Source organism: Thiomonas arsenitoxydans, assembly GCF_000253115.1.
Lineage (GTDB): Bacteria > Pseudomonadota > Gammaproteobacteria > Burkholderiales > Burkholderiaceae_C > Thiomonas > Thiomonas arsenitoxydans.
In genome coordinates, this window is sequence record NC_014145.1 from 675,371 (window position 1) to 700,380 (window position 25,010).

The following is a 25,010-nucleotide window of genomic DNA, read 5'->3' on the forward strand; positions in this document are numbered from 1 at the left end:
GAAAAGGGTCTGCTGCGCAAAAGTCGAGCATTTGCTTGATCTGCATCAAAGCGGAGGTGGATGGAATCACCTTGGGTTCATGTAACTAATTGATACTCGCACTTTCTTTTTGAAAGGAAGTCCATGAAAAAAACTCTGTTGACCGTCGCCCTCTCCGCCCTGGCCTTTTCGTCGGCCGCGTTTGCGCAAGAAGCGAAAAAGCCGCTGACCTTCAGCGAAATCCAGACCATCCGCATCATGGCCGGCGGGGTGGTGGGCAACGCCCTGGCCCAGACCATGCAGCGTCCGCATCTGGGCCTTCTAGTGAACCGTTCCGTGATCTGCAACGATCTGGCCGGGGGCATTGGCGGCGCGTTGACGGTGAACAAGGCCGACTCCTTGTTGACCTTTGAGTCGGTGAAGGACAAGGCAGAGATCGCCCCCGCCGTCGCCCACCTCCTGCCCTCTAACGGCATTTACCTCGCCTTTGGCGGCGAGTGGAAGAAGGAAGAAAACATGGCGCTGCTTGAAGTTGCGCTGGAACAACTGGCCGAGCACAACTACAAGGGCAGCGTGATTTTCCACGTCACGACTTGGGCGCAAAAGCAGCCGCAAGAGATCGCCGCGCGCAACCCCAAAATCGCCAAATATTTTGAAACCGCCACCCTGCGCGCCGTCACGCTGGATCTGAACAAAAAAGAGGCCATGATCAACAAGATCACTTTCGACGGCAAAGACTACAAACTCAACGTCGCCGCCACCGCCCCGATGCGCGACGACTTGGTGGAACTGTTCAAGCGCCAGTAAACCCGGCGGCTGTAAACGCCTCGTCTGCACGGCACTCCACAACACCCCGCCCCGGCGGGGTGTTGTGCCTTTCGGCGCGGCGCAAAAGCAAGTGGGGCTGCCGCAGCGGTGATTCGTGTCCTGGCGGACAATCACGCAACACCGCCAGCGCTGATCCTCCCTCGTTTTTTTGACGCCCACCCCGTTGTCTCAAATCCCCCCTTCCGCTGAACAGCCGTCGCCGAACACGGACGACTCGGCTCAGCAAGGACGCCCGCTGGTCGCCATCATCGTGGCCATCGCCTTCCTGATGGAGCAGCTCGACGCCACCATCGTCACCACCGCCATTCCCGATATGGCGCGGTCGCTGCAGGTCAGCGCGGTGCAGATGAGTCTGGCCGTGAGCGCCTATGTGTTGACCCTGGCCGTGTTCATTCCGCTGAGCGGCTGGTGCGCCGACCGCTTCGGCGGCCGCCGCGTGTTCGTCGTCGCGCTGGGGCTGTTCACCACCGGCTCGGTGCTGTGCGGTCTGGCCGACAGTTTTCCCATGCTGGTGGCCATGCGGGTGTTGCAGGGTTTGGGCGGGGCGATGATGACGCCGGTCGGACGCCTCATTTTGCTGCGCAGCTTTCCGCGCTCGCAGCTGGTTCGCGCCATGACCTATGCGACGCTGCCCGCCATCATCGGTCCGGTGATCGGGCCGCTGCTCGGCGGCTATCTCACCACGGCGCTATCGTGGCGCTGGATTTTCTATGTCAACCTGCCTTTCGGTCTGCTGGGCATGGCGCTGACCGCGCGCTTCATCCGCGACCTTGATGCCCCTGCGCCGCCAGCCTTCGATCTGTGGGGCTTCGTGTTGTTCGGCCTGGCGGTGGGCTTGGTGCAGGTCAGCCTGGAAGGCGCTGACCGCCTGCCGGTCGCCTGGCTGGCCGCGCTGCTGCTGGGTGCGTTGGTGTTGCTGGGCCTGTTTTGGCGCCACAGTCGCGGCCGCAAGCATCCGGCGGTCGATCTGGGCCTGCTGCGCGAACGCGCCTTCGGCATTGCCACCCTGGCGGGCGGGCTGTGCCGCATTGCGATGAACGGCCCGGTTTATCTGTTGCCGCTCATGCTGCAACTCGGGCTGGGCATGAGCCCGGTGCAGTCGGGCGCGCTCACCTTTCTGTCGGCCGTGGCCTCGCCGGTGGTGCGGGTGTTCGTCGGCACCGCCCTGCGGCGGCTGGGTTTTCGCACCCTGTTGCTGATCAGTGCCCTGGCCTGCACCACCAGCCTGTGCACCTTCGCCCTCATCGGGCCGCACACCGAAACGGCGTGGATTGCGGCGGCCATCGTGTTCTACGGCCTGGTGCGCTCCACCCAGTTCATGACCTCCAACACCCTGGCCTATGCCGACATCGATGCGCAACGCCTGAGTCGCGCCACCAGTCTGGGCGGGCTGCTGCAGCAACTCACCGTGAGTTTCGGCGTTTCACTGGGCGCTGCGTGGCTGGGCCTGTTCACGCCCCACCACTTGATGCCCTCGCTGGCGACCTTTCATCTATCTTTTCTGCTGTTGGCCGCGTTGCCGCTGCTCGCCTTGCCCGTCTTTACCCGCCTGCAGCCGCACGACGGCGCCATCGTCAGCGGGCATCTGGCCGCGCCGCGCTCCGATCATTCCTGATTGGGCAGAGTCCGGGCGCAGCAAACTTCAGCGATCCACCCGCTGCTGCAGATGCGCCGGATAGCGCTCGCCGACGATGGCAACGGTCTGCAGGGCCTGCTCGATGGCGGTGAGATCGGTCGGTGTGAGCACCACGTCGGCCGCGCCGATGTTCTCCTCAAGGCGGTGCAGCTTGGTGGTGCCCGGAATCGGCACGATCCAGGGCTTCTGCGCCAGCAGCCAGGCGATGGCGATCTGCGCCCGGCTCACGCCCTTCGCCGCGGCGAGTGCGCCCAGCATCTCCACCAGCCCGGCGTTGGCCTGGCGGTTCTCCGCGCTGAAGCGCGGCACGACGTTGCGGAAGTCGCTCTTGTCGAAGGTGGTGTGGGCGTCGATGGCTCCGGTCAGAAACCCCCTGCCCAGCGGGCTGAAGGGTACGAAACCGATGCCCAATTCCTCCAGCACCGGCAGCACGCTTTGCTCGGGCTCGCGCCACCACAGCGAGTATTCACTCTGCAGCGCCGCCACCGGCTGCACCGCGTGGGCGCGGCGGATCGTCTGCGCCCCGGCCTCGGACAGGCCGAAGTGTCCCACCTTGCCTTCGGCAATCAGATCGCGCACGGTACCGGCCACATCTTCAATCGGCACGTTCGGATCGACCCGGTGCTGATAGAACAGGTCGATGCGGTCGGTCTTGAGACGCTTGAGCGAGGCTTCGGCCACCGCGCGAATGTGCGCTGGGCGGCTGTCCAGGCCCTGGCTCACCACGCCGTCGGCGAAGCCGAACTTGGTGGCAATCACCACCTGATCGCGGAACGGCGCCACCGCTTCGCCCAGAAGCTCTTCGTTGACGAACGGTCCGTAGACTTCAGCGCTGTCGAAAAAGGTGACGCCGCGCTCGTAGGCGGCGCGGATCAGGCGGATGCCGTCGCCCTTCTCGGTTGCCGGCCCGTAGCCGTGGCTCAGGCCCATGCAGCCCAGTCCGATGGCCGAGACCTGCAGGCCGCTGCGGCCCAATGTACGTGTTTGCATGATGTGGTCCTTGGTTGAATGTCAGATCATCGCAGGGCCGGATCACCGGCCGCTCATGGCCAGAACGGCGGGTGGCAGACGTTCGCCCTGCACTGGAATCTTGGCTGCAGCACTCGTCAGTTCCATGAGCTCTTCGGGGCGCAAGTCGATCTCGACGGCGCCGAGATTCTCCTCGAGACGATGCGGCTTGGTGGTTCCGGGAATCGGCACGATCCAGGGCTTTTGCGCCAGCAGCCAGGCCAGCGCGATCTGGGCCGGCGTGGCGGCCTTGCGTGCCGCGAAAGCCTTGATCAGTTCGACCAGCGCCAGATTCGCTGCACGCGCCTCGGGAGCGAAGCGCGGCACGTTGTTACGGAAGTCGGTGGCATCGAACTGCGTGTTGAGGTCGATCTTTCCCGTCAGAAAGCCCGCGCCGAGCGGGCTAAAGGGCACGAAGCCGATGCCCAATTCATCGAGCACGGGCAGCAGCTCGGCTTCCGGCCCGCGGTACCAGATCGAGTATTCGCTCTGCACCGCCGTCACCGGATGCACCGCATGCGCCCGGCGGATGGTCTGCACCCCTGCCTCGGACAGGCCGTAATGCCGCACCTTGCCTTCGGCGATCAGCTCGCGCAGAGCGCCTGCAACCTCCTCGATCGGCACATCGGGATCGACCCGGTGCTGATAGAACAGGTCGATACGATCAGTCTTCAGGCGCCTGAGCGACGCCTCGGCCACCACGCGGATGTGCTCCGGCCGACTGTCGAGCCGACCGCTGCGTTTGGCGGTGACGGGATCGATGTCGAAGCCGAACTTGGTCGCAATCACCACCCGATCTCGCACCGGGGCCAAGGCCTCGCCGACCAATTCTTCATTGACGAACGGGCCGTAAGACTCTGCCGTGTCGAACAACGTCACCCCCAGATCGACCGCCTTGCGGATCAGGGCAATCATGTCCGATTTGTCCGCCGGCGGGCCGTAGAGGGCGCTCATGCTCATGCAGCCCAGTCCAAGGGCCGAGACCTGCAGGCCGCTGCGGCCGAATGTGCGTGTTTTCATGATGTTGTCCTGGGTTGAAATTTCTGTCACTGCCCGGCTTGCGGTAGGCCGTGCAACGGCTCCTGGATGGCGATATTCGTGCTCTTTGAATGCATTCACAGACTCAGCTATGGAATACGTCTTTCGGGGTAAGGCCAGTGACATGAGAGCCTCGTTGTGTAGCGATGAGCAGACTTTAGGCGTCGATCCTTGTCTTGATAAGCTGGAATAATCGGCATGAGCCTATGAGCGAAATTCATCAATGCCTTCTCCCGACTTCAACGATCTGCAAGCTTTCATCGCCGTGGCGCGCGAGCGCAGCTTCACTCGCGCTGCGGCGCAGATGGGCGTGTCGCAATCGGCGCTGAGTCACCGCATGCGCGCGCTGGAAAATCAGCTTGGCCTGCGCCTGCTCACCCGCACCACGCGCAGCGTGGCGCCTACCGAGGCCGGCGAGCGTCTGTTGCAGACGCTTGCGCCACGGTTCGAGGAAATCGGGAGCGAACTCGCCGCCTTGCGTGAGCTGCGCGACAAACCGTCGGGCCTCATTCGCATCACGGCGGCCGGGCATGCCGCCGACACCATTCTGTGGCCCAGGCTGCAGGCGGTGTTGCCCCAATATCCTGAGCTGCAGGTCGAGATCAATCTCGACTACGGCTTCACCGACATCGTGTCGCAGCGCTTCGATGCCGGGGTGCGCCTGGGCGAAAGTCTGGAGCAGGACATGATCGCCGTGCGCATCGGCCCCGACCTGCGCATGGCCGTCGTTGCCACGCCCGCCTACTTCGCCAGACACCCGCCGCCGCAAACCCCGCAAGACCTCGCCACGCACAACTGCATCAACCTGCGTCTTCCTCGCGGCGGCCTCCTCGCTTGGGAATTCGAGCGCGACGGGCATGCGCTCAACGTTCATGTGCAGGGCCAATGGGTGTTCAATACCAGCTCCCCCTTGTTGCGCGCCGCGTTGGTGGGCGCCGGTCTGGCCTACGTGCCCGAGGACGCCGCGCTGGAGCACATCGCCACCGGTCATTTGCAGCGCGTGCTGCTCGACTGGTGTCCCCGCTTCGTCGGTTATCACCTCTACTACGCCAGTCGCCGCCAGTCGTCACGCGCGCTGGCTGTGGTGGTCGATGCGCTGCGGTACCCGGCAAGCACAATGTCATCCTCATGAGAAAACGCAGGGCCGCCCCAAGTTTTCTTGTCCCCCTCAGGGGGCTGACGCGAACGCGGCAGGTCTGGGGGCACTCTTGAGGATTGAGAATTCAAACTATGGCGCTGAAAGCAACGATTTACAAAGCCGACCTGCAGGTGGCCGACATGGACCGGCATTACTACGCCGACCATGCCCTGACCCTGGCCTGCCACCCCTCCGAGACCGAGGAGCGCATGATGGTGCGGGTGCTGCTCTACGCGCTGTATGCGCAGGAGGGCATCGCCCTGACCAAGGGTCTGTTCGACGTGGACGAGCCCGACATCTGGGTGAAAGACCTCACCGGCGCGATCAAGCTGTGGATCGACATCGGCCAGCCCGATGAGAGCCGCGTGCGCAAAGCCTGCGGGCGCGCGGATCAGGTTGTCGTGGTCTGCCATGCCAGCAGTTGTCCGGTGTGGTGGAAGCAGAACGCGGGCAAGCTCGCGCGGCTGAAAAACCTCACCGTGCTGCGTCTGCCGCCTGAGGTCAGCCAGGCTCTGGGTGGCCTCACCGAGCGCACGATGCAGTTGCAATGTCTGGTGCAGGATGGCGCGGTGTCGCTCAGCAGCGCAGCGGCAACGATCGCTGTCGAACTTGAAACGCTGCAGACTGTCGCGTGAGCGAGGCCGCCAGCGTGAACGCCCCGACCCCTCTCACCTATGCCGATCTCAGCCCCGATAGCGTGCTCGACGCCATCGACAGCCTGGGCCTGCGCTGCGACGGCACGCTGCTGCAGCTCAACAGTTACGAGAACCGGGTATTTCAGGTGGGTCTGGAAGACGGCAGCCAGCGCATCGCCAAGTTCTACCGGCCCGGCCGCTGGAGCGACGCGGCCATTCTGGAAGAGCACGCCTTCACCCTGGAACTGGCCGAGCGCGAGGTGCCGGTTGTGCCACCCCTGCTCTTGGGCGGCCGCACCCTGCATGCCGTCGCCGGACATCGGCTGGCCCTGTTCGCGCGCCAGGGCGGGCGCACTCCAGAGATCGAACAGGACGAGACGCTGGAATGGTTGGGCCGCTCTCTCGGCAGGCTCCATGCCGTTGGCGCCGCGCGTGTCTACCAAGCCCGCCCCACGCTGGATGTGCAGACCTTCGGCGTGGCGTCGCGAGACTTGTTGCTCGACGGCGGCTGGCTGCCTGAAGACCTGCGCGCCGCTTGGCTCGCCGTCGTCGATCAGGCGCTTGACGCCGTGCGCCAGGCCTATGCGCGGGCCGGGGACGTGGCGCTGATCCGGCTGCATGGCGATTGCCATCCGGGCAATCTGCTCTGGACCGACGAGGGCCCGCATTTCGTCGACTTTGATGACAGCCGCAGCGGCCCCGCGATTCAGGATTTGTGGATGCTGCTCTCGGGCGACGAGGCCGATATGCGACGTCAGTTCGCGGCGCTGCTGCGCGGCTACGAGATGTTCCGCGAGTTCGACGATCGCGAGAAACACCTTGTCGAAGCCCTGCGCACCCTGCGCCTGCTGCATCACAGCGCCTGGATCGCCAGCCGCTGGAGCGATCCCGCATTTCCCGCGGCCTTTCCCTGGTTCGGCAGCGTGCGTTGCTGGCAGGATCGCATCCTGGAGTTGCGCGAGCAAGTCGCGCTGCTGCAGGAACCGCCGCGGATTTAGAAGCCGCATGGAGAAATCAATGCAACCATCGGCGGTCCATCGATGCTGTTCTTTGCATCCATGCTCGCGTTCCATCATTCCCCCCATGCCCTGCCTTTTCCTGTGAAACCGATACCGTCTCGCCGCGATGCAGCGCCCCATGCGCAGACCGAGACTGGCGACTCCCTCGAACCCGGGCAGCTCTGGGCGCTGGTCGGCGTGCTGCTCGCGACGGTGCTGGTCGTGCTCGACGGCACCATCGTCAACGTCGCCCTGCCCACGATTTCCACCGAACTGCACGTCAGCGCGTCGCAGGCGATCTGGGTGGTCACGGCCTACCAGATGGCCCTGGTCATGGCGCTGTTCCCCTGCGCGGCCATCGGCGACAAGATCGGGCATCGCACGCTGTACGTCGGCGGCGTGGCGGTGTTCACCCTGGCCTCGGCCCTGTGTGTCATGGCGCCGAGCTTCGGCTGGCTGGTGGCCGCGCGGTTTATTCAGGGTCTGGGCGGTGCGGGCATCATGGCGCTCAACGCCGCTTTGCTGCGCGCCATCGTGCCGCAGCGCATGCTGGGCCGCGCCATCGGCTGGAGCGCGCTGACCGTGGCCCTGTCCTCAGCGGCCGGGCCGACCCTCGGCGCGGTGATTCTTTCGCTGGCCGACTGGCGCTGGCTGTTTGCCGTCAACCTGCCGGTTGGCTTGATCACCTTGCTGGCGCTGCGGAGGCTGCCGCAGAGCGCACCGGGCCAGCGCCCGCTCGATCTGCCCAGCATGGCCCTGAACGCCCTGGGTTTTGCCACGCTCGTCTTGGGCGTCGACCGGCTCGCGGCCTCGCCCGCGCAAGGCGCTGTGCTGATGGCGGTGGCTGTCGCGGCTTTTGCGGCGCTGATCGCGCGCGAATGGCGGGTTGAAGCGCCGCTCATTCCGCTCGATCTTCTGCGCGTGTCAGCTTTCCGGCTGTCGGTGTTCGCCTCGATCTGCTGCTTCGCGGCGCAGATCGCGGGCATCGTCGCCCTGGTCTTCGACTTTCAAAACCGCCTCGGCGAAAGCGCGCTGGTCACCGGCCTCGCATTGACCCCCTGGCCCCTGACGGTCGCCGTGGCCGCCCCACTCGCCGGACGACTGGCCGACCGCGTATCCACCGCCGCCCTGTGTACCTTCGGCGCCGTCTGCCTGGCCGTGGGCCTGCTGCTGGCCGCCTGGATGACGCAGGAACAGCGTCTGCTGCCCCTCGTCGCCAGTACCGTGTTGTGCGGCCTGGGCTTCGGTTTCTTCCAGGTGCCGAACAACCGCAACATGCTGCTCGCCGCCCCCCGCGCACGCAGCGCGGCGGCCGGCGGCATGCAAGCCACCGCGCGGCTCTCAGGCCAGACCGCGGGCGCCGTGGCCAGCTCGCTGGTGTTTCATCTGGTGGCTGTAGCCCACGCCCCTCAGGTTGGCCTGCTCGTCGCCACCGGCATGGCAGCGCTGGGCGCCTTGTTCAGCGTGATGCGTGTAGCGCAGGGCGGGACAGCAAAGTCGTGAGACGCCGGGTCAGCACAAGCGCTCGGGTTAGCGGCTGCACCACTGCTGCTCGCAGGGAGTGCCGTCCCTGTTGCCGTCCATCTTCACGCCAGGGCAGTGGGCGAGAAAGTACTTGGCTTCGGCGCAAGAGCGCATCTGCGAGCAATGGATGCGTCCATCGCAGGTGAAACCGGAAACGGTTGCAGCCGGGGAGCCCGACGGCGATGTGGCGTGTGGTTGCGTGGTTTGCTTTGCGGCTTGCGCTGCGCGCTTCATTTTTTCAGCGGCGTTCAGTTCTTCGATTGACGGCGGGTTTCGCACTTGACCAGATGGGCAGGGCGTTTGCTGAAAAGTGACTGTGCCATTCACCACGCATTTGTTCATCGGCGCCGCCTCAACGGCAGAGGTGAACAAAGCAAAAAACAAAGCGGCGCCCAGGAATTGTTTGCATCAAATAAAGTTCTATCTTAAAAAGTTGGCAAGTTGTTGATATAAATAGACTACATCTTTCGCTCCAAATCGAAAAGTCCTATCCTGACTTGATCAACTGGCGCCGTGCATGCGCCAAACGCACAAAATAAAGTCCTATCCTGCGCCGGAAGAAACAGGCGCGCCTTCCAGCCCAAGCCTGTATAGCAGTTTCATCGCCCATAAAGCGGTTTGTCCTTCTGCATCAGCCTTGTTTCTCGGGGTCAGCATCTTGGGCATTCGCTCGCAAAAGCACACGTTGGACAATTCTTGCTCAATCTCATGATCCCAGTGACCGCTGGCATCGACCAAGCCATCCAGAGATCGTTGGACCGAAGCCTCGACGACGTCAAAAGTCGCGAGACGGCGGAAGCGCAAAGCAATCAGGGACAGTGCGACATCCCCGGTGCGCTCCACATCCAGCAGCACGATAGGCGGATACCCCGGCGGCATGATTGTTACTACCAGGCCTGTCCGCGCCGATTGAATATTGACCCACCCTGCCGATCCAATATTGACCCAGGGCGGGTAGCTGCCTTTTGAATTGGCAACTGTGGATAAGTTTAGTCAATTGCTGGTTTTGGTCATCCTGACTTGGCTGCCCTGAATTGATTCATTGCGCAAGGGGGAAAGGAGCGCAGGACGAAGTCCGTAGCGTATTTCCCCCTTGTTCGGCCTCTCAGAATGGCTCTGGGAGCACTGTGGCCTTAACCGCCTTGCTGCCTTTACGCGACAGCTCACGCTCCTGGATACGCGACTTGGCAGCCATCGAGCTGTGTGCAAACCGATACGACTCGTTGCCTGTCTCCACGATATGGCAATGATGCGTGAGCCGGTCCAGCAACGCGGTGGTCATCTTGGCATCGACAAACACGCTGGACCATTCCGAGAAACTCAGGTTGGTGGTGATCGCCACACTGGTGTGCTCGTACAACTTGGAGAGCAGGTGAAACAGCAAAGCGCCACCGGCCTGGCTAAACGGCAAGTACCCCAGTTCATCCAGAATCACCAGATCCACACGCAGTAACGATGCAGCAATCCGACCGGCCTTGCCCTGGGCTTTCTCCTGCTCCAACTGGTTGACCAAGTCGACCGTCGAGTAAAACCGCACCCGCATACCCTTGGATGTGATGCCCGAGACCGCCACCGCGGTGGCCAGATGCGTCTTGCCGGTGCCAGGCCCGCCAATGAACACCACGTTCTGTGCGGTGTCGGTAAAGTCCATCGTCGCCAGTGTTTTGACCAGGTTTTCATCGACCGCGCTTGCAGCGAAGTCAAACCGGGCCAGATCACGATGCAGTGGAAACCGGGCGGCCTTGAGTTGATGGCTCACCGAGCGCATGGCCCGGTCGGTGTGTTCGGCTTGCAGCAAGTGTTCAATCAACCACTTCGATGAGGCCGTGCTGGTCTCACCTTGGGCCGTCAAGTCTGTCCAGGCACTGACCATGCCATACAGGCGCAGTTCTTTGAGTTCGGTGGTGACATCACAGCGCATGATTGACCTCCTTGGCTGGGCTGGTTTCAAGCGCTTCACGCAAGCTGTCATAGCGTCTGGTATTGGCCAGCGGTGGCTCTTTGAGCGCCAAAGCGGTTTCAACACAATCAGGCACGGGCTTGGCATTGAGTCTGGCCAACACATTGAGAATATGCTCGACGCTGAGCGCGCCCGATTCCACAACCAAGTCAACCGCCACCAGCACGGCCTCCAATCCGGCTGTGGGTACGGCGGCCAATACCTGTGCCATAACTCGGTCACCACCGGCGCGTTTCATCAGTCCCTGGCGCAGTCGCTGCAGGGGTTCAGGCATGTCAGCAAACGGGGCGCCGTTTCTCAGCGCTCCTGGTTTACGTTGCACCAGCTCGATGTAGTGCTGCCAGTCGTAGCAGGTGTGGCCCCGGTCTGAGGCTCGGTCGTGGCTGGCCACCACTGCATCACCAGCGACGACGCAGACCCGGGTGGGATAGAGCCGGGTGCTGACTCTGTGGCCAGCCCACTCGCAGGGCACCGAATAGCGGTTACGGTCCACACTGACCAAGCAGGTACTGGACACTTTGGCAGATTTCTCCACGTACCCGTCAAACGCTGTGGGCATCGGCATCATCTCCAGGCGTTCTTGTTCCAGCATTTCCAGTACGCTGAAGTGTGTGAACTCAGGGTGACGCAGTTCGCTCCAACAATCGCGGCAGCGCTGGCCCAGCCAGGCGTTGAGCTCGTCGAAAGAACTCCACTTACGCTTTTGTGCATCGAGCCAGATGCGCCTGCGGCTGTCTTGCACGTTTTTCTCAACCACGCCTTTCTCCCAGCCACTGGCGACGTTGCAGAAGTCCGCATCAAACAGGTAGTGCGCACACATGGCGGTAAAGCGTGCGTTGACAGTGCGCTGCTTACCCTTTTGGACTTTGTCCACGGCCGTTTTCATGTTGTCGTAGATGCCCCGTCCGGGGATACCACCCAGCGCCGCAAACGAGCGGGTGTGGGCATCAAACAGCATTTCATGGCCCTGGCTGGGGTAGGCCACCAACCAGAAACCCCGACTGGCGCACAGCTTCATGTGCGAGAGTTGCACCTTGTTGTAGTAAATGCCACCCACCATCAGACCCTCGGTGCTCCAGTCAAACTGGAACGCCTCGCCCAGCGCGAACGTGAGCGGCACGAAGGCGTGCGGGGCTTTGCCTGGCGCGCCACGCCAATCTCGAATGAAATCGGTGACAGCGCTGTAGCCACCCGTGTAGCCCTGGGTTTTGATTTCCGCAAACAAGGCACGGGCGGTGCGTCGGTATTGCTTTGTGCGCAATGCATCGGCCTTGAGTGCCATCTCCAAGGCCGCGTGAAACGCTGTGAGTTTGCCAGGCACTGTCTTGCGCCGGTACTCGGGCTCGTCCCCCTCTTTGGCATCTCGCACCCATTTGCGGATCGTGTTTCGCGATAGCCCAGTGCCCTTGGCTATCTCACGCAGCGACTTCTTGTCGCGGGTGTACATCCGCCTGACTTTTCCAAACATTTCCATGGTGATCACCTTTGTTGCTCCTGCCTAAAAAGTAGGCAGGGCTAGTAAAACACCTGGGTCAGTTTTGGATCGGCACAACCTCGAAAAGTGGGTCAGTTTTCAGTCGGCATCAACAGGAGGGAACAGCTTTGATCTGATTTTGCGGCGATCCAGCCTGGCGGTCTATTCGCGGCACGTGCAGCAATTGACCGCGCGGGCCAGCGAGGCTGCCGCGGCCAAGGCGGCGAAAGACGTCATGGCCAAGACGCAAAATGCCATCCAAGACGTCACCGCCTGGATGCGGCACTACGTGCGGGATGCGGCCGCGCATCTTCAGCGCATGTCCAAATTGTCCGCGGCCTATGCCCGGCTGACGGCAAAGATGCAGGCCGCTTTGGATGATGAGGCAAGAGAACCGCCCAACAGCGTTGCGCGGGCACAGATCGACGTCGGAATATCGCAAATGTCCGTTGCGTTCCGCCAAGCGCAAATCGGGTTGCAAACCCTGGAATCGTCGTTCGGATATGCCGGAGGGAAGATCACTTACCCAGAAGCACAGAAGGACATCGCACGTGCGCAGCAATACTGCGGTCGCACTGGTCAGGCGTTGACGCCGATTTGCGGGGATTTTTCGACGGCATATGCAAATTTCCAGGCGACGGTAAGTGCGCTGCGGCAAGACTTCGCCAACACGGAGAGTGCCTGGAACGCCGAGGACCAAAAGCAGCAGGCGATCGAGAGGCAAGCCGATCGCTTGAATCAAGGCGGCTGATTTCCTCCGCTCGCAACCCAATCGCCGAAGCGGTTTCATCGGGTGCATTGAAGGCGCATCGATGTGTCCGACGCCTACAGCCCCAACCCTAGGCTGAAAATGCACGATCGCGCTCGCTTCGCACGCTCGCGCTGTCGTCGACCAACCGCATAGGCGGCAACGGGCGAAGTGGAAATGTTGGCGTTGTGTCCGCTCCTCGGCCATAGCAGGCATTGGGCAGAACTCCCAGTGAGGGGCTGCAATCCTGTAATCAGCGGTCATTGGCAGCATCGGCCTCGTGAACGGCGGCTTTGTGCGTCAGCGAATTGGCGATTTAATTCAAGGGACTGCCCAACACCCCGGAGTATCCGGATTTTGATCGGCGCCAAAAAACGAGGGGAAAACGGATTTTGAATTTTGCAGGGCCGACGACTTATGCCGGACTATGTGGAAGTTCCAAGATCGCCTCCATTCCGCCATCGCGGCGATTCTGCAACGTCAACCGTCCCCCCGCCGCACGCGCGATGTCGCGTGCGATACCGAGGCCAAGGCCGGTGCCGCCGGTTTGACGGCTGCGCGACGCTTCAAGCCGATAGAACGGCTCAAACACCTTTTCCAGTTCTTCCTCCGGAATGCCGGGGCCCTGATCCTGAATGCGCAGTGTCAGGGAGGTAGCGCTATCGTCGACGACGATGAGGGCCCGTTCGCCATATAAAACGGCATTGTCGAGCAGATTCGCTAAGCAGCGCTTTATTCGTGCTGGATCCCCAACGAAGGGCTTGTTGGTACGCCCTTGAATCTGCACTTCACGCCCCATCTCTTCTGCGTCGGCCTGCAGACTTTCAAGCAAGGACATGATGTCGATGGGCTGAATATGTTGTGGCTGGTCGAGACCGCGCATGAAATCCAGCGTGTACTTCACCATCTGCTCCATCTCCAGCAGATCCTTCTCGAACCGCGCGCGCACATCGTCATCATCCAGCAGTTCTGCGCGCAAACGCATGCGGGTGATCGGCGTTTTCAGATCGTGCGACATGGCCGAAAAAATGCGCGTCCGATCCGTAATAAATCGAATCAGTTGAGCCTGCATGGTGTTGAACGCGTGTGCAGCGCGCCGTACCTCGGCAGGTCCAGCTTCCGGCAGTGGAGGACGATGGATGTCTTCACCAAGTGATTCAGCGGCCGAGGCCAGGACCGCCAGCGGCCGCGTCATCCACCGCACGGCAACAAAGGAGAGGAACAACACTGACGCCAAGAGTACGAGCAAGGTCAGCAGCAAATGCCAGGGGGGCGCCTGGGCGCCTTGGTGAAGCTGGGTTGTAAAGGCCACCCAGCTTCCATCGTGCAGTTGCACCTGGATCAGGAAGCCGAGTTTTTCCGCCATGAAGGCTTGCATGGAAGACCGGGATGCCTGTGTCATACCCGACATATAGGCCGCCATCGAGGCCATGCCAGGTAGGGGTCGCCGGTGCATGTCGGGGAATCCATTGGCCTCAGAAGGGTTTGCACTGGCCGAGACGATCAGCGGTCTTTCATCCCCGAGTGCGGAATGAAGCGCCTGTGAAAACATCATGGTTTGTGCGCTGCGCATTGCGGCAGCCGTTGTCTTGATGGGTGAGGGCTCCAAGTCCACGACCTGGGGCGGCACGCTCAAGATTTTTGCGATACGGAGCCGCTCCTGATGCGGCATCGAATCCAGAAGTTTGACCACGTCAGCAATGCGTTGCGCAGACTGCATGCCGCTGTTGCGCAGCACCGCTCGGTCGCGCTCGGCGAAGTTAATTGAGGCGCTCAGGAGTTGCGCCAAAATCAAGCCGCTCGAGAGGACGAGCATCATGCGGCCGAACAGCGACGCCGGCAGCAACCGTTTCACGGCTTTCCTTCAACGGGCACTGACAACACATAGCCCATGCCGCGCACCGTCTTGATCAGTACCGGGTCGCGCGGATCGTCTCCAAGACGTTGACGCAAGCGACTGACCTGGACATCGATGCTGCGATCGAGCGGGTCGGCCTCCCGGCCTTGCGTGAGATCCACCAACTGGTCGCGGTTGAGAACCCGGTTGGGATGGCTCAGAAAAATGCGCAACAAGCGGTATTCCGCGCCACTCAGCGTCACGACCACGCCTGCGGGAGAAATCAGATGGCGATGCAGGGTGTTGAGCGTCCAGCCTGCAAAATGGGCCTCGCGCAAATCTTCGGGCTGCAAATTGACGGGCAGGCTGCGAGCGCGTCGCAAGATGACCTTGATGCGGGCGAGCAACTCGCGCGCGCTGAAGGGCTTGGTCAGATAGTCGTCGGCGCCCATCTCCAGACCGACGACACGATCGGTCTCGTCGCTGCGGGCGGTGAGCATCAACACAGGGATGTCGGATTTGGCGCGGAGCTGGCGACAGAGCGTCAGACCGTCGTCGCCCGGAAGCATCAGATCGAGCACGATCAAGTCGATGCGCGCGGCGACGAGGGCGCGCTCCATGGCCTTGCCGTCGCCCACCGCGGTGACGCGCAGCCCGTTCTTTTGCAAATAGGCGCTCAGCAGATTACGGATCTCGCCATCGTCGTCAACGATCAGGATGTGGTCAGGTGTGTCCATGCCGTGATTTTCAGCGGTCTGCGGCGCGCCTCGTCAAAAACAATGTAACGCAGCATGTCAGCCACAGGTTCGCAGATCATGCGATACAAAACAGCCGCTTTTTGACACGGCCTGCTTACACGTCAGCGTTGAAATGGCTTCCATTGCGATGGCGGTCCATCAGATGTCGCTGCGGGAACGTCCCGCCAACCGTCTACGCATTTTGATCGGAGATCAATCATGAAATGCAACCAGAGAACACTGGGTCTTGCCGCCGTCCTCTCACTCGCCGCAATCGGCACAGCCTACGCACAATCCCCTGCCCAACCGCAGCAATATGGCTGCATGCAGGGGACCGGGCCGGGCTTGGGCATGATGGGCGGCCGCGGCATGGCTGCGGGCATGATGGGGCGCGGTGATCCTGCTGCCAGGATGGAAAATCGGCTTGGCGCGATGAAGGCGCAATTGCAGATCACGCCGCAGCAAGAGCCTGCTTGGGACGCCTTTACGGCACAAGCCAAGAAACAGGCCGATGCGATGCAGTCCATGCGGACCAGCCTGTTTGAGGCAAAGGGCAATGCTCCGGAACGCATGGAGCAACGCACCCAGTTGATGCAAGCGCGCGTGGCAGGCATGGAGACCATGACCGCTGCGATGAAAACGCTCTATGCCGAACTGAGCCCGGGGCAGCAAGCCATACTGAACCAGCATTTTGGCGCGATGCGCGGAACCCGTCGCGGAGCGCCTGCGGGCGCGCAGTAAACCGGAGCCGGACGAGCGCGCGCGATCGCACGGATACAACTCGCCGATTGCGCGTGCAATGCACTGCGGCATGCAGTCGGCGCCAAACACAAAGGAGTACGCATCATGATGGGGTATTGGGGTTGGGGCGCAGGCCCTTGGTTCGGGATGTGGATCATTCCAGTCCTGGTGTTGGGTCTGATTCTCTGGATGATTTTCAGAGGAGGACACGGCGTGTCGCATTGCGGGGACCGGCATTCCAGGCAAGAGTCGGCGCGTGAGGCGCTTGACCGGCGCTATGCGAACGGTGAAATCAGTCGCGAGGACTATCAGCGCATGAAACAGGAGATCAAGTCATGACGTCGACGAAATCGAACCGCATGCCGGGTTCGGCGGATCACCACAAGCCGCCCGATTGGAAGGACGGCAAACTCAGCCGACGCCAGATCATTGTTGGTGCCATGGCGGGCAGCTCTCTCTGGTTGGCGGGCCGCGCGCATGCACAGGGCATGGGCGGCATGATGATGGGGTCGATGCCGGGCATGGGTCAGGGCGGCATGGGTGCAAACGCCGCGCGCGGCGCGACAGTGCCGTCCGGCGTGTTCACCCGCCCCATGCCCATCCCTGGGCAACTCGGCGGACAGCCTCAGGCGGATGGCAGCCTGGCGTATGAATTGCGGATTGCACCCGGAACCAGCACCTTGCTCGCGGGTGTGCAGACCCCTACCTGGGGCTATAACGGGGCTTATCTGGGCCCGACGCTGCGCATCCCGCGCGGCAAACGGGTGCGGATCCAGGTTCGCAACGCGTTGAACCAGCCGACAACAACCCATTGGCACGGCGCCCATGTGCCCGGCACGATGGATGGGGGCCCGCAAAGCCTCATCGCGCCGGGGCACTCCATGGATTACGCCTACACCCTGGATCAACCGGGTGCCACGCTTTGGTATCACCCCCACCCAGATGGGCTGACAGGCCCTCACGTCTACGCCGGTATGGCAGGGCTGCTGCTGGTCGATGATGGCGTGGACCGCGCCCTCGGGTTGCCGCATACCTGGGGCGTGGATGACTTTCCCGTGATCGTGCAAGATCGGCGCTTCGGGGCTGATGGCACGCTGCGCTATATGAACAGCATGATGGACCGCATGGGCATGAAGGGCGACCGGTTTTTGGTGAACGGTTGTGAGCAGCCCTATGCCAACGTTCCTGCGCAATGGGTGCGGCTGCGTCTGGTCAACGGATCGAATGCGCGCCTCTATAACTTTGCTTTCGCCAGCGGCCAGAGTTTTTATGTGGTTGCCAGCGATGCCGGACTTCTGGCTCATCCTGTGGAGAGGCGCAGTTTGCTTCTCGCAGCAGCGGAGCGTGCGGAGATTCTGGTCGATTTGCGCACACTCCAAGGAAGCACTCTGGTGTTGCGCAGTGACTCGGGCTCCGTTGTTCCAGGGCTGAGCAGCATGCCCATGGACGCTGATCGATTTGATCGCCAGGGGTTCGATCTGCTGCAGCTTCGGGTTGGCGCCCCTGCCGGAAAATCGGGGCGGCTTCCTGATCATATGGTGGCCATCCCGTCGCTACGCATCGACGCGCCCCAGCGACTTTTCAGCTTGCAGGGAATGCAAGGGATGCAGGGCGCCATGAGAGGCGGGGCAATGGGCGCAATGGGGGGCATGTCGGGGGATCAGGGCATGGGCGCAAACACCGGCCCTGGCGGCATGAGCATGGGCGTGGGCATGGAAAAACTATTTTCTATCAACCACCAGTTCATGGAGATGGCGGTGATCAATCAGCGCGTGCGCCTAGGCAGCACCGAGGTCTGGCAAGTGAGGAACGAGGGCCATATGGCGCATACCTTCCATGTCCATGGCACGTCGTTTCAGATTCTCTCGCGCGATGGCGTGGCTCCGCCGGAGTATGAGCGAGGCTGGAAAGACGTCGTTCTCGTGCGGCGCAACCAAACGGTCCGCCTGATTGCCCGATTCGATCAGCCCGCTGGCAAAGACCATCCCTTCATGTACCACTGCCACATCCTGGAGCATGAGGACAATGGCATGATGGGACAGTTCACAGTGGCATGACATGGGGGACAGATACAGGTCAGCCTGATTGCACGGTCATCGGCAACACCTGGGGTCTGAGCGTCGCTTTCCGGTACCCGCGAACGGGTGCTCCCGACCCGCGGCAGCCGGCCGCCGGGACAATATCTGCAGCCCGAAAGCTGTCCTTCGTCCTCTTGACCGCAGGCGAGTCGGCTGCACGGCAGGTGCTGAAATTTGGCGTCTTGCGCCCGCAACGCAAACGCAATACATTGCGCATATGAAATCCGCCGTCATCCCCCAGGTCCGTGTGGAGCCTGAGCTCAGAGCCGAACTCGAGTCCGTGCTCAGAAAAGGCGAAACGCTAACCGACTTCGTTGAAGCAACCGTGCGGAGTGCTATCGCGTTCAGGCGTGTTCAAACCGCTTTCCACGAGCGCGCTCAGGCTGCGTCGGTGGAGTACCACCGCTCTGGCATCGCGGCGCCGGTCGAGGTAGTGCTTGAGCGGCTGCAGGACAAGCTCGATGTGAAGCGGACGAAACTCGGTCGATGAGCTTTGACGTTCTGCTGACGCCGACCGCCGAATCGGACCTGGAACGTCTCTTCGATTATCTCCTCGAGCGGGCAGAAACCACCGAAGATCTCGACCGCGCACAAGCGGCGATCGATGCGATCAGGGCTGTGATGCAGCGGCAACTTGCACTCACGCCCTACAGTTTTCGCAAGGCAGCCCAGAGTCCCGCCCAGCGGGAGCTGATCATCCCATTTGGAGGCACCGGATACGTCGCGCTGTACGAGATCGTCAGTCCTTCAGCCGTCGCGGTACTGGCGGTGCGTCATCAGCGCGAAGAGGACTATCACTGATTCGTCAGTGGCCTGCCCATTCCGCGCTTGACGCTCGGAAACTATCCCTGGCAAACGGCCGGTCATGGCCGACTCCATCCGACGGCGAAGTCGGCCCGAAGAAAGTATCAGATTTCGGTCTGCTCCGCGATGTCGAGAGCATCTTGACCTCGATACCCAGGTAGCGGACTGTGCTCTTCAGCTTGGTGTGCCCGAGCAGGAGTTGGACAGCGCGCAGATTCTTCGTCTTGCGATAGATGAGCCGCCTCATCGAGTGCGTGCCATAGGCGTGACCGTCAAGGCCAATTTCCTCGACCCAGCCGTGAACGATACGGGCGTATTGCCGAGTTCCAAGGTGTGGAGATGCATGCATTCGACTCGGGAAGATGTAGTCGTTGCCTCGCAGCTCGGCCATCTTGATCCAAGTGCCGACGGCTTCGCGCGTAGCAGCGGTGATCTCGAACTGCACACCGGAGTTCGACAGTTTGAGGCAAAAATTGGCTGAAAACGCCGACCCCGGCCTTGACGGAACAAAGGGTTAGCGTGGTAATCGGGCCATGGCCGCAAATCGCCCGAAAGTCGCTCAGAAAAATCCATTTTTAATCAACTACTTGGCGTGAGTGACTTGAGAGCTTGTCCACGTCGATGCCGGGCATGCTGACGGTCTGCAGCCAGCGCAGCACGCCCAGCTTGGACTCTGGGTCGCACAGTCGGTTGAAGACCATCACGCGGATCGCGTGCTCGACCGCAGTGGTGAACCGGGCGCGCCGGAAGATGGCGCCCAGGCCATGGAATCCGAGTTCGTGCCACAAGGCGTCCAGGGCCCAAACATCGCCCAACGCCAGCGCTGACTCGAAGCGCACCTGAGACGGATCACTGTCGCCCGAAGGCCGACCCTTGGCCCGCAGCAGGGCATCGAGCGGTCCGCCCTGTTCGTCCAGACGCCCGAGGGTTGCGTTCGTGCGTTGCCGGGGTTGGCCATCCGCGTTGCGGAACGACTCCACCAGCCGAACGTAGCGGTGACCGCCCGAGGAGGAGATCTTGAGGAACATGCACCAACTATAGCGCTGCGCACGCGCAGATGAACTACTTCACCAAAGCACATTGGCACTACAAAGAAATCTGAAAACGCCCTTCCGAGCGCTTGCAAGTGATTGATTCATAGGACCCCGGCGATTGTTTGTGGCTGCGCAACGGCTTCGAACTGTCGAACTCAGGGACCCCAGTGGTTGCCGTATCTCAAAAAAACACGGTTACACGGAAATTTCCACGCTTATTGGTCGGTTGTGTAAGAGTCAATATCCGCAGTTCAAGATTCTCCGTCCGACGGCTCGGCCACCGCGCTTGGGCGCGGCACTTTGCCCCAGTTCTTGGCCACTCCTGGTCTGCCGCTGACAACGGTCTTACTTGTCATTCCACACTGGTTGCCAGCCATTGATTCATTTTTCATCGTTTGACTGTTGCCGGACAAGTAAGCCACAACTGCAACGATCAACGCCGTCAGGACAAGGCTGACCAAACCGTCACCATAACCGAATCCACCCATGCTCGATGGCTTATCGAACCAGTCCGCAAATGAAGCGCCCATGGGCCTCGTCATGACATAGGAAAACCAAAAAGTAAAAATTTCATTCCAACCCAAACGGACATAGGCTGTCACGCCAATAGCAAACAATATGGTGAATAACAAGGCCGCCCCAGAATACCCTAGGTTGAATGTACTTGCCGTCATATCTCCTGTGGCGGTTCCCAGGGCAAATGTGGCGATGACTGTCGCCCAATAGAACAATTCTCGTCGCGGTGTCGTGATGCTGTGAATCGAAACGGTCTTTTCGGAGTATTTCCAGACTGCGAATGTCAGAACCAAGACCACTACAAAAAATGAAGCGGACAGCACATAGGGAATTCCGAGCACGATATGAACGACGTCAGCCGCCATAGTGCCAAATATGCTGACCATGACGACAACCAGCCAGTAAATCCAGGTAATATAACGTTTGACCGCGAGTTGCAGCAACAGCGCAGCAAAAAATCCAGCGGCGCCTAGGCCGACCGCCAGGTATGGATTGAGATGCGTCACTAGATAATCTGACGTCGCTTCGCCCATTGCCGTCGTTAGCAATTTTGCGACCCAAAACGTCAGGGTTATTTCTGGTACCTTGGAAAAAGCTGCGGAGAGTTTTTTTATTACTTCGACATGGGCATTGTTCATTTTGTAATCTCTTGATTCGGCATCGTGTGGTACCCTGTTGAAGCGCCGCATTGTGCAATACATGGGAATTTTTTCAGTAATCAAATCCTGGGATTTTTCGTTTACTTAAAATGTTCATGCAACCCCATGTAAAAACCACCTGGAAGTAAGCAGAGTATGAAGGGCGAGTTCAACTGGCGGGAAAATATCCGCTGGCGACGCCAATAACGGCGCCGGCCACGGTATCGGTCATCCAATGGCCGTGCGCCTTGATGCGAGCCGCGATGTCGAACGCCGGTATGGCCGCCAGAGCGCCCACCTCTGGGTTGGTTTGGAGATACTCTGAAATGATGGGCGTGACCAAGGCCGTGATGGACTAAACATCGCCGCTGGGAAAGCTCTGGTTATGCATCCCTTGAAACCATTGATCGGGGTTGTTCGTAGCGGAAGGTCGGGTGCGCTGAAAAGTCCATTTCAGCGCCTGTGTCGAAATGCCGGTCATGGCGGCAGCGTCCACGCTCTGCCAGAGCGTTTTGCCCAGACGGTTGTTTCCTCCTTCCCAGATTGCGCCAGCCAAGGTCAGGCCTATCAGTTCGGCGGGAAACTGCGGCGATTTGGCAATGGACCAGATGTCGGAGGTGTTTTGCTGAATGGGGTGATCCAGATGGTAGAGCCCTGCATAGTCCAGAACCCCGAGCGCAGCGCCAATCAGATAGCTGTCAGCAATGCCTACGCCAAAAGTATGGCTGAGAGGATAGAGACTCCAATCTGAGCGCGACGCAAGTGACGCTGTTGTGGCTTCACCGAATGCTGGCGCCAAGGCGATTTTCGGAGTCTGATTGGCAAGATCTGACGGACTTGACTTCAAGGCCATGGCTTGAACTGGGCTGATGCAAACGCCAAGGGCCAAGCCTCCTACAAGACATTTCAAGCCATCGGGCAGCAACATGGACAAACCTTGAGAACTTTGAACAAAGCCGCTAATCGGCGCAACTGGTCGGAGTGGCCGAAAGTGCCGACATGTCAGTCTTGTGCGCCACAGCAAGCGTGACTATTTTGGCCGACGAATTCGCACGGCGACATGAACGTCAGATGACGATTTCGTCATCACGCGCGGCCATCGACGCAATCGGTGCGACGCTGCGTGACTCCGCGCGGTCGCTGGTCACCGCCTTCGGCACCTTGGGATTGGCTGCACCCGGTAAACATTGGGGTGTTCACCTCTAAAGGCGGCATCAAATCTGGTGTGCAGGGAAAGCATGCGCTGCCCTCGGAAGTTTGTAGTGTGGAGGTCTAGAGTCCAATTCATCCGAGAAGGAGATTGGATCGATGGGGTGGCACTACGTCGACGAACATCCCATTTTATTCCTGTGAGAGGCCCGCGGTTCACTTCATCCCGATCTACAGATCCTCGCTCAACCTGATCGAGCGATTCTTCGGTCTGATCACCGACAAGGCTGTTCACCGCGGCTCGCTGTACGTACATCGAGACATGCCGGAAGGTCGATTCACGCTTCTCGGACAGAGCAGCCAGAACTCCCCTCCCGGTGGCGGCGGCAATCTTGCAGTCAGCGGTCATCATGGGCAGCATCGGCCTTGTGATCGGCGGTTTTGTGCGTCAGCACGCTCGCCGACACGGCTGACGTGGGGGCGCTGATCCTGGAGTTTGCCCCGCACGACATCGTCTGGCTGTTGCCGGTGATCCGCGGCATGGTGCACTCGGTGCCGATTACCATGTTTGCGAGTCGCATTGCCCCGACGCACTGGCTGCGGCGGCTTCGGTTGTTGCTGACCCCGGAAGAGACCGATCCGCCAGCAAGCTCGCCGCACTGCAGACCCGTCTGTTTCTGCTTGCGGAGCCGCCTGCGGTCGGCGAAACCACGGCGGAGCGCGAGCTGCAGCTTGACCGGGAACATCGGGTTTCGGCTCGTGCGCCGCTCGCGATGAAGACGTAGCCCCTGAATGACGCCATCGCTGTGCACCGATGGCGCTGGCCGATCCCCTGGCGCAAGAACTGAGGACACATTGATGCATCGACGCGACTTTCTGCGCGGCAGTGCGGCGAATTTCGCCGCGCTGGCGCCATGGCCAATGGAATTCAAGCAAGAAAAGCGTCCGCCGCCACCGGCGCCGACGCGTGGCATCGCGCACTTAGGGGCGCCGCAGCAGTTCTCCTTCGCCTGGCTGAAGGGGCTGGCGCAGGCGAAGTCGCTTACCGCCTACAGCGAACCGGTCGCGCCGCTGCCGGCTGCGGTGCAGAAGCTCTCCTGGGACCAGTGGCAGTCGATCAGCTACCGTCCCGAGCGTACGCTGTGGTGTGAGGACGATCTCTTCTTTCGCATCCGCTTCGATCACCTCGGCTACACCATGAAGCGCTCGGTGCGCATGTACGCCGTGGAGCGCAATACCGCGCGCCAGATCCTGTTCGATCCGACACTGTTCGACTACAGCCGCTCGGGGCTGAAGCCGGGTGAGATTCCTAAGCAATTGGGCTTTTCCGGATTCAACGTGCTGTTTCACACCAACTGGGAGGACGACCGGGCGGTGTTCCAGGGTGCCTCCTACTTCCGCGCCGTCGACGCCAGTGGCCAGTACGGCATGTCACAGCGTGGACTGGCGATCGACACAGGCATGGCCCGGCCGGAGGAATTCCCTGACTTCGTCGCCTTCTACCTGCAGAAGCCCGCACCCGAATCGACGCTGCTCACCGTGTATGCCCTGCTCGACTCCCCGAGCGTCACCGGCGCTTATCGTTTCATCATCGATGTGGCGAGCACCCTGGTGATGGACGTGGACTTCACGCTCTACCCGCGCCGTCGGATCGAGCGGCTGGGCATCGCGCCGGGCACCAGCATGTATCTGGTCGGGGAGAACGACCACCGCGTGGCCGACGACTGGCGCCCGCAGATCCACGACTCGGACGGCCTGCAGATGCACACCGGCGTCGGAGAGTGGATCTGGCGGCCGCTTACCAACCCGGCGCATCTTCAGGTCAATTCCTACCTCGACGACAATCCGCGCGGTTTCGGCCTGATGCAGCGCGACCATAACTTCGCCGACTACCAGGACGACGGGGTCTGGTACGACCGGCGGCCGAGTTGCTGGGTCGCCCCGAAGGGCGCCTGGGGCAAGGGCGCGGTCATGCTGGTGGAAATCCCCACCATCGATGAGACGATGGACAACATCGTGGCGTTCTGGAATCCGGCCGAGGAAATCGTTCCAGGCCGCGACTACAGCTACGGCTACCGCCTGTACTGGTGCCGCGAGAATCCCTTCGCATCCCGACTCGGACACGTCCAAGCGACCCGCGACGGCATCGGCGGAATCGTCGGTCAGAAGCGCAGTGAGTTCTCCTGGCGCTTCGTGATCGATTTCGTCGGCGGTGATCTGCCGATGCTGGTCGCCAGCGACAAAGTCCGCGCCGTGGTCAGCACCTCGCAGGGCCAGGTACAACTCGTGTCGGCCCGCCCGTTGCTGCCCCTCAAGGGCTGGCGCGCGATGTTCGACCTGGTGCCCGGTGAGGCCGTAGAGCCGATCAACCTCAGGCTGTTCCTGCAGCTCGACGGCCAGGCGCTCACCGAAACTTGGATCTACCAATACACGCCGCCGCCGCTCGCCGTGCAGCGCAGTTACGTCCAGACCTGACCATGGCGCCGCGGGGGCCTGACGCGCAGCGGCTG

At 61.3% G+C, this 25,010-nt stretch carries 25 protein-coding genes and 2 pseudogenes; 13 read left to right on the top strand and 14 right to left on the bottom strand.

The genetic code is table 11. The annotated features are described in order from the left end of the window. The first annotated feature begins 123 nt into the window (after positions 1 to 123). Both THI_RS03100 and THI_RS03105 read left to right on the top strand, forming a co-directional pair. Positions 124 to 786 carry a hypothetical protein gene (locus THI_RS03100; RefSeq protein ID WP_013104769.1) on the top strand — a complete coding sequence of 221 codons (663 nt, stop codon included), beginning with the start codon at positions 124 to 126 and terminating at the stop codon, positions 784 to 786. Between the two features lie 184 nt (positions 787 to 970). Next, positions 971 to 2,422, top strand: coding sequence for an MDR family MFS transporter (locus THI_RS03105; protein ID WP_013104770.1), 1,452 nt, complete (start codon positions 971 to 973; stop codon positions 2,420 to 2,422). A gap of 27 nt (positions 2,423 to 2,449) precedes the next feature. Here the strand turns inward: THI_RS03105 and THI_RS03110 are convergent, their stop codons facing one another. Together THI_RS03110 and THI_RS03115 are read right to left on the bottom strand one after the other, a co-directional pair. Next, positions 2,450 to 3,433: an aldo/keto reductase gene (locus THI_RS03110; protein WP_013104771.1), complete on the bottom strand. Its 984-nt coding sequence runs from the start codon at positions 3,431 to 3,433 to the stop codon at positions 2,450 to 2,452. 42 nt (positions 3,434 to 3,475) lie between these two features. Then, a complete protein-coding gene (locus THI_RS03115; protein WP_013104772.1) occupies positions 3,476 to 4,471 on the bottom strand; it encodes an aldo/keto reductase in 996 nt (331 codons plus the stop codon). A gap of 241 nt (positions 4,472 to 4,712) precedes the next feature. On the opposite strand from THI_RS03115, the gene THI_RS03120 reads away from it, so the two are divergent. The 4 genes from THI_RS03120 (at position 4,713) to THI_RS03135 (ending at position 8,763) form a co-directional block, all read left to right on the top strand. Continuing rightward, positions 4,713 to 5,621 carry a LysR family transcriptional regulator gene (locus THI_RS03120; protein WP_013104773.1) on the top strand — a complete coding sequence of 303 codons (909 nt, stop codon included), beginning with the start codon at positions 4,713 to 4,715 and terminating at the stop codon, positions 5,619 to 5,621. Between the two features lie 98 nt (positions 5,622 to 5,719). Beyond that, positions 5,720 to 6,262, top strand: a complete 543-nt coding sequence (locus THI_RS03125; protein ID WP_013104774.1) for a YaeQ family protein — start codon at positions 5,720 to 5,722, stop codon at positions 6,260 to 6,262. A gap of 14 nt (positions 6,263 to 6,276) precedes the next feature. Next, a complete protein-coding gene (locus THI_RS03130) occupies positions 6,277 to 7,260 on the top strand; it encodes a serine/threonine protein kinase (RefSeq protein ID WP_041609129.1) in 984 nt (327 codons plus the stop codon). Between the two features lie 102 nt (positions 7,261 to 7,362). After that, complete coding sequence (locus tag THI_RS03135; RefSeq protein WP_231836344.1) at positions 7,363 to 8,763, top strand: MFS transporter; 1,401 nt, start codon at positions 7,363 to 7,365, stop codon at positions 8,761 to 8,763. Between the two features lie 27 nt (positions 8,764 to 8,790). Here THI_RS03135 and THI_RS03140 read toward each other — a convergent pair whose 3' ends face one another. The 4 genes from THI_RS03140 to istA form a co-directional block, all read right to left on the bottom strand. Next, positions 8,791 to 9,156, bottom strand: a complete 366-nt coding sequence (locus THI_RS03140) for an excalibur calcium-binding domain-containing protein (protein WP_231836346.1) — start codon at positions 9,154 to 9,156, stop codon at positions 8,791 to 8,793. Between the two features lie 171 nt (positions 9,157 to 9,327). Then, positions 9,328 to 9,639: a hypothetical protein gene (locus THI_RS03145; RefSeq protein ID WP_157096599.1), complete on the bottom strand. Its 312-nt coding sequence runs from the start codon at positions 9,637 to 9,639 to the stop codon at positions 9,328 to 9,330. Between the two features lie 250 nt (positions 9,640 to 9,889). Continuing rightward, on the bottom strand, positions 9,890 to 10,705 hold the full coding sequence (istB, locus tag THI_RS03150) for an IS21-like element ISThsp5 family helper ATPase IstB (RefSeq protein ID WP_013104778.1): 816 nt from the start codon (positions 10,703 to 10,705) through the stop codon (positions 9,890 to 9,892). Then, on the bottom strand, positions 10,695 to 12,218 hold the full coding sequence (gene istA / locus THI_RS03155; RefSeq protein WP_013104779.1) for an IS21-like element ISThsp5 family transposase: 1,524 nt from the start codon (positions 12,216 to 12,218) through the stop codon (positions 10,695 to 10,697). Before istA ends, istB begins: the two co-directional genes overlap by 11 nt. Before the next feature lie 64 nt (positions 12,219 to 12,282). On the opposite strand from istA, the gene THI_RS03160 reads away from it, so the two are divergent. Continuing rightward, positions 12,283 to 12,969, top strand: a complete 687-nt coding sequence (locus THI_RS03160) for a hypothetical protein (RefSeq protein ID WP_041608887.1) — start codon at positions 12,283 to 12,285, stop codon at positions 12,967 to 12,969. A 412-nt stretch (positions 12,970 to 13,381) separates the two neighbouring features. Here THI_RS03160 and THI_RS03165 read toward each other — a convergent pair whose 3' ends face one another. Together THI_RS03165 and THI_RS03170 are read right to left on the bottom strand one after the other, a co-directional pair. Continuing rightward, entirely contained in the window at positions 13,382 to 14,821 is a 1,440-nt protein-coding gene (locus tag THI_RS03165; RefSeq protein ID WP_013104781.1) for an ATP-binding protein, read from the bottom strand. Next, positions 14,818 to 15,540, bottom strand: a complete 723-nt coding sequence (locus THI_RS03170) for a response regulator (RefSeq protein ID WP_013104782.1) — start codon at positions 15,538 to 15,540, stop codon at positions 14,818 to 14,820. Before THI_RS03170 ends, THI_RS03165 begins: the two co-directional genes overlap by 4 nt. Before the next feature lie 219 nt (positions 15,541 to 15,759). On the opposite strand from THI_RS03170, the gene THI_RS03175 reads away from it, so the two are divergent. The 5 genes from THI_RS03175 (at position 15,760) to THI_RS03195 (ending at position 19,160) form a co-directional block, all read left to right on the top strand. Further along, on the top strand, positions 15,760 to 16,281 hold the full coding sequence (locus THI_RS03175) for a Spy/CpxP family protein refolding chaperone (RefSeq protein WP_013104783.1): 522 nt from the start codon (positions 15,760 to 15,762) through the stop codon (positions 16,279 to 16,281). 105 nt (positions 16,282 to 16,386) lie between these two features. Next, on the top strand, positions 16,387 to 16,620 hold the full coding sequence (locus tag THI_RS03180; RefSeq protein WP_013104784.1) for an SHOCT domain-containing protein: 234 nt from the start codon (positions 16,387 to 16,389) through the stop codon (positions 16,618 to 16,620). Then, positions 16,617 to 18,338: a multicopper oxidase family protein gene (locus tag THI_RS03185; protein ID WP_013104785.1), complete on the top strand. Its 1,722-nt coding sequence runs from the start codon at positions 16,617 to 16,619 to the stop codon at positions 18,336 to 18,338. Before THI_RS03180 ends, THI_RS03185 begins: the two co-directional genes overlap by 4 nt. Before the next feature lie 238 nt (positions 18,339 to 18,576). Beyond that, the gene (locus THI_RS03190; protein ID WP_013104787.1) at positions 18,577 to 18,849 is read left to right on the top strand and encodes a YlcI/YnfO family protein; all 273 of its coding nucleotides are present in this window, start codon (positions 18,577 to 18,579) and stop codon (positions 18,847 to 18,849) included. After that, on the top strand, positions 18,846 to 19,160 hold the full coding sequence (locus THI_RS03195) for a type II toxin-antitoxin system RelE/ParE family toxin (protein WP_013104788.1): 315 nt from the start codon (positions 18,846 to 18,848) through the stop codon (positions 19,158 to 19,160). Before THI_RS03190 ends, THI_RS03195 begins: the two co-directional genes overlap by 4 nt. Positions 19,161 to 19,267: 107 nt before the next feature. Here the strand turns inward: THI_RS03195 and THI_RS03200 are convergent. The 6 genes and pseudogenes from THI_RS03200 to THI_RS03220 all read right to left on the bottom strand — a co-directional run. Further along, positions 19,268 to 19,608, bottom strand: a pseudogene (locus tag THI_RS03200) (tyrosine-type recombinase/integrase); the annotation flags it as partial. 157 nt (positions 19,609 to 19,765) lie between these two features. After that, a pseudogene (locus tag THI_RS03205) lies at positions 19,766 to 20,191 on the bottom strand (IS1634 family transposase); the annotation flags it as partial. Positions 20,192 to 20,448: 257 nt separating this feature from the next. Further along, positions 20,449 to 21,351, bottom strand: a complete 903-nt coding sequence (locus THI_RS03210) for a COG4705 family protein (RefSeq protein ID WP_064971638.1) — start codon at positions 21,349 to 21,351, stop codon at positions 20,449 to 20,451. Between the two features lie 169 nt (positions 21,352 to 21,520). Continuing rightward, positions 21,521 to 21,694 (bottom strand): phosphatase PAP2 family protein, encoded by a 174-nt coding sequence (locus THI_RS18725; RefSeq protein ID WP_013104790.1) that lies wholly within the window; start codon positions 21,692 to 21,694, stop codon positions 21,521 to 21,523. A 12-nt stretch (positions 21,695 to 21,706) separates the two neighbouring features. Continuing rightward, on the bottom strand, positions 21,707 to 22,279 hold the full coding sequence (locus tag THI_RS18020; protein ID WP_013104791.1) for a hypothetical protein: 573 nt from the start codon (positions 22,277 to 22,279) through the stop codon (positions 21,707 to 21,709). Positions 22,280 to 22,898: 619 nt separating this feature from the next. Further along, positions 22,899 to 23,246, bottom strand: a complete 348-nt coding sequence (locus tag THI_RS03220; RefSeq protein ID WP_041608889.1) for a hypothetical protein — start codon at positions 23,244 to 23,246, stop codon at positions 22,899 to 22,901. 112 nt (positions 23,247 to 23,358) lie between these two features. Here THI_RS03220 and THI_RS03225 point away from each other — a divergent pair, with 112 nt between their 5' ends. Further along, on the top strand, positions 23,359 to 24,975 hold the full coding sequence (locus THI_RS03225; RefSeq protein WP_013104792.1) for an OpgD/OpgG family glucan biosynthesis protein: 1,617 nt from the start codon (positions 23,359 to 23,361) through the stop codon (positions 24,973 to 24,975). The last annotated feature ends 35 nt before the right edge of the window (positions 24,976 to 25,010 follow it).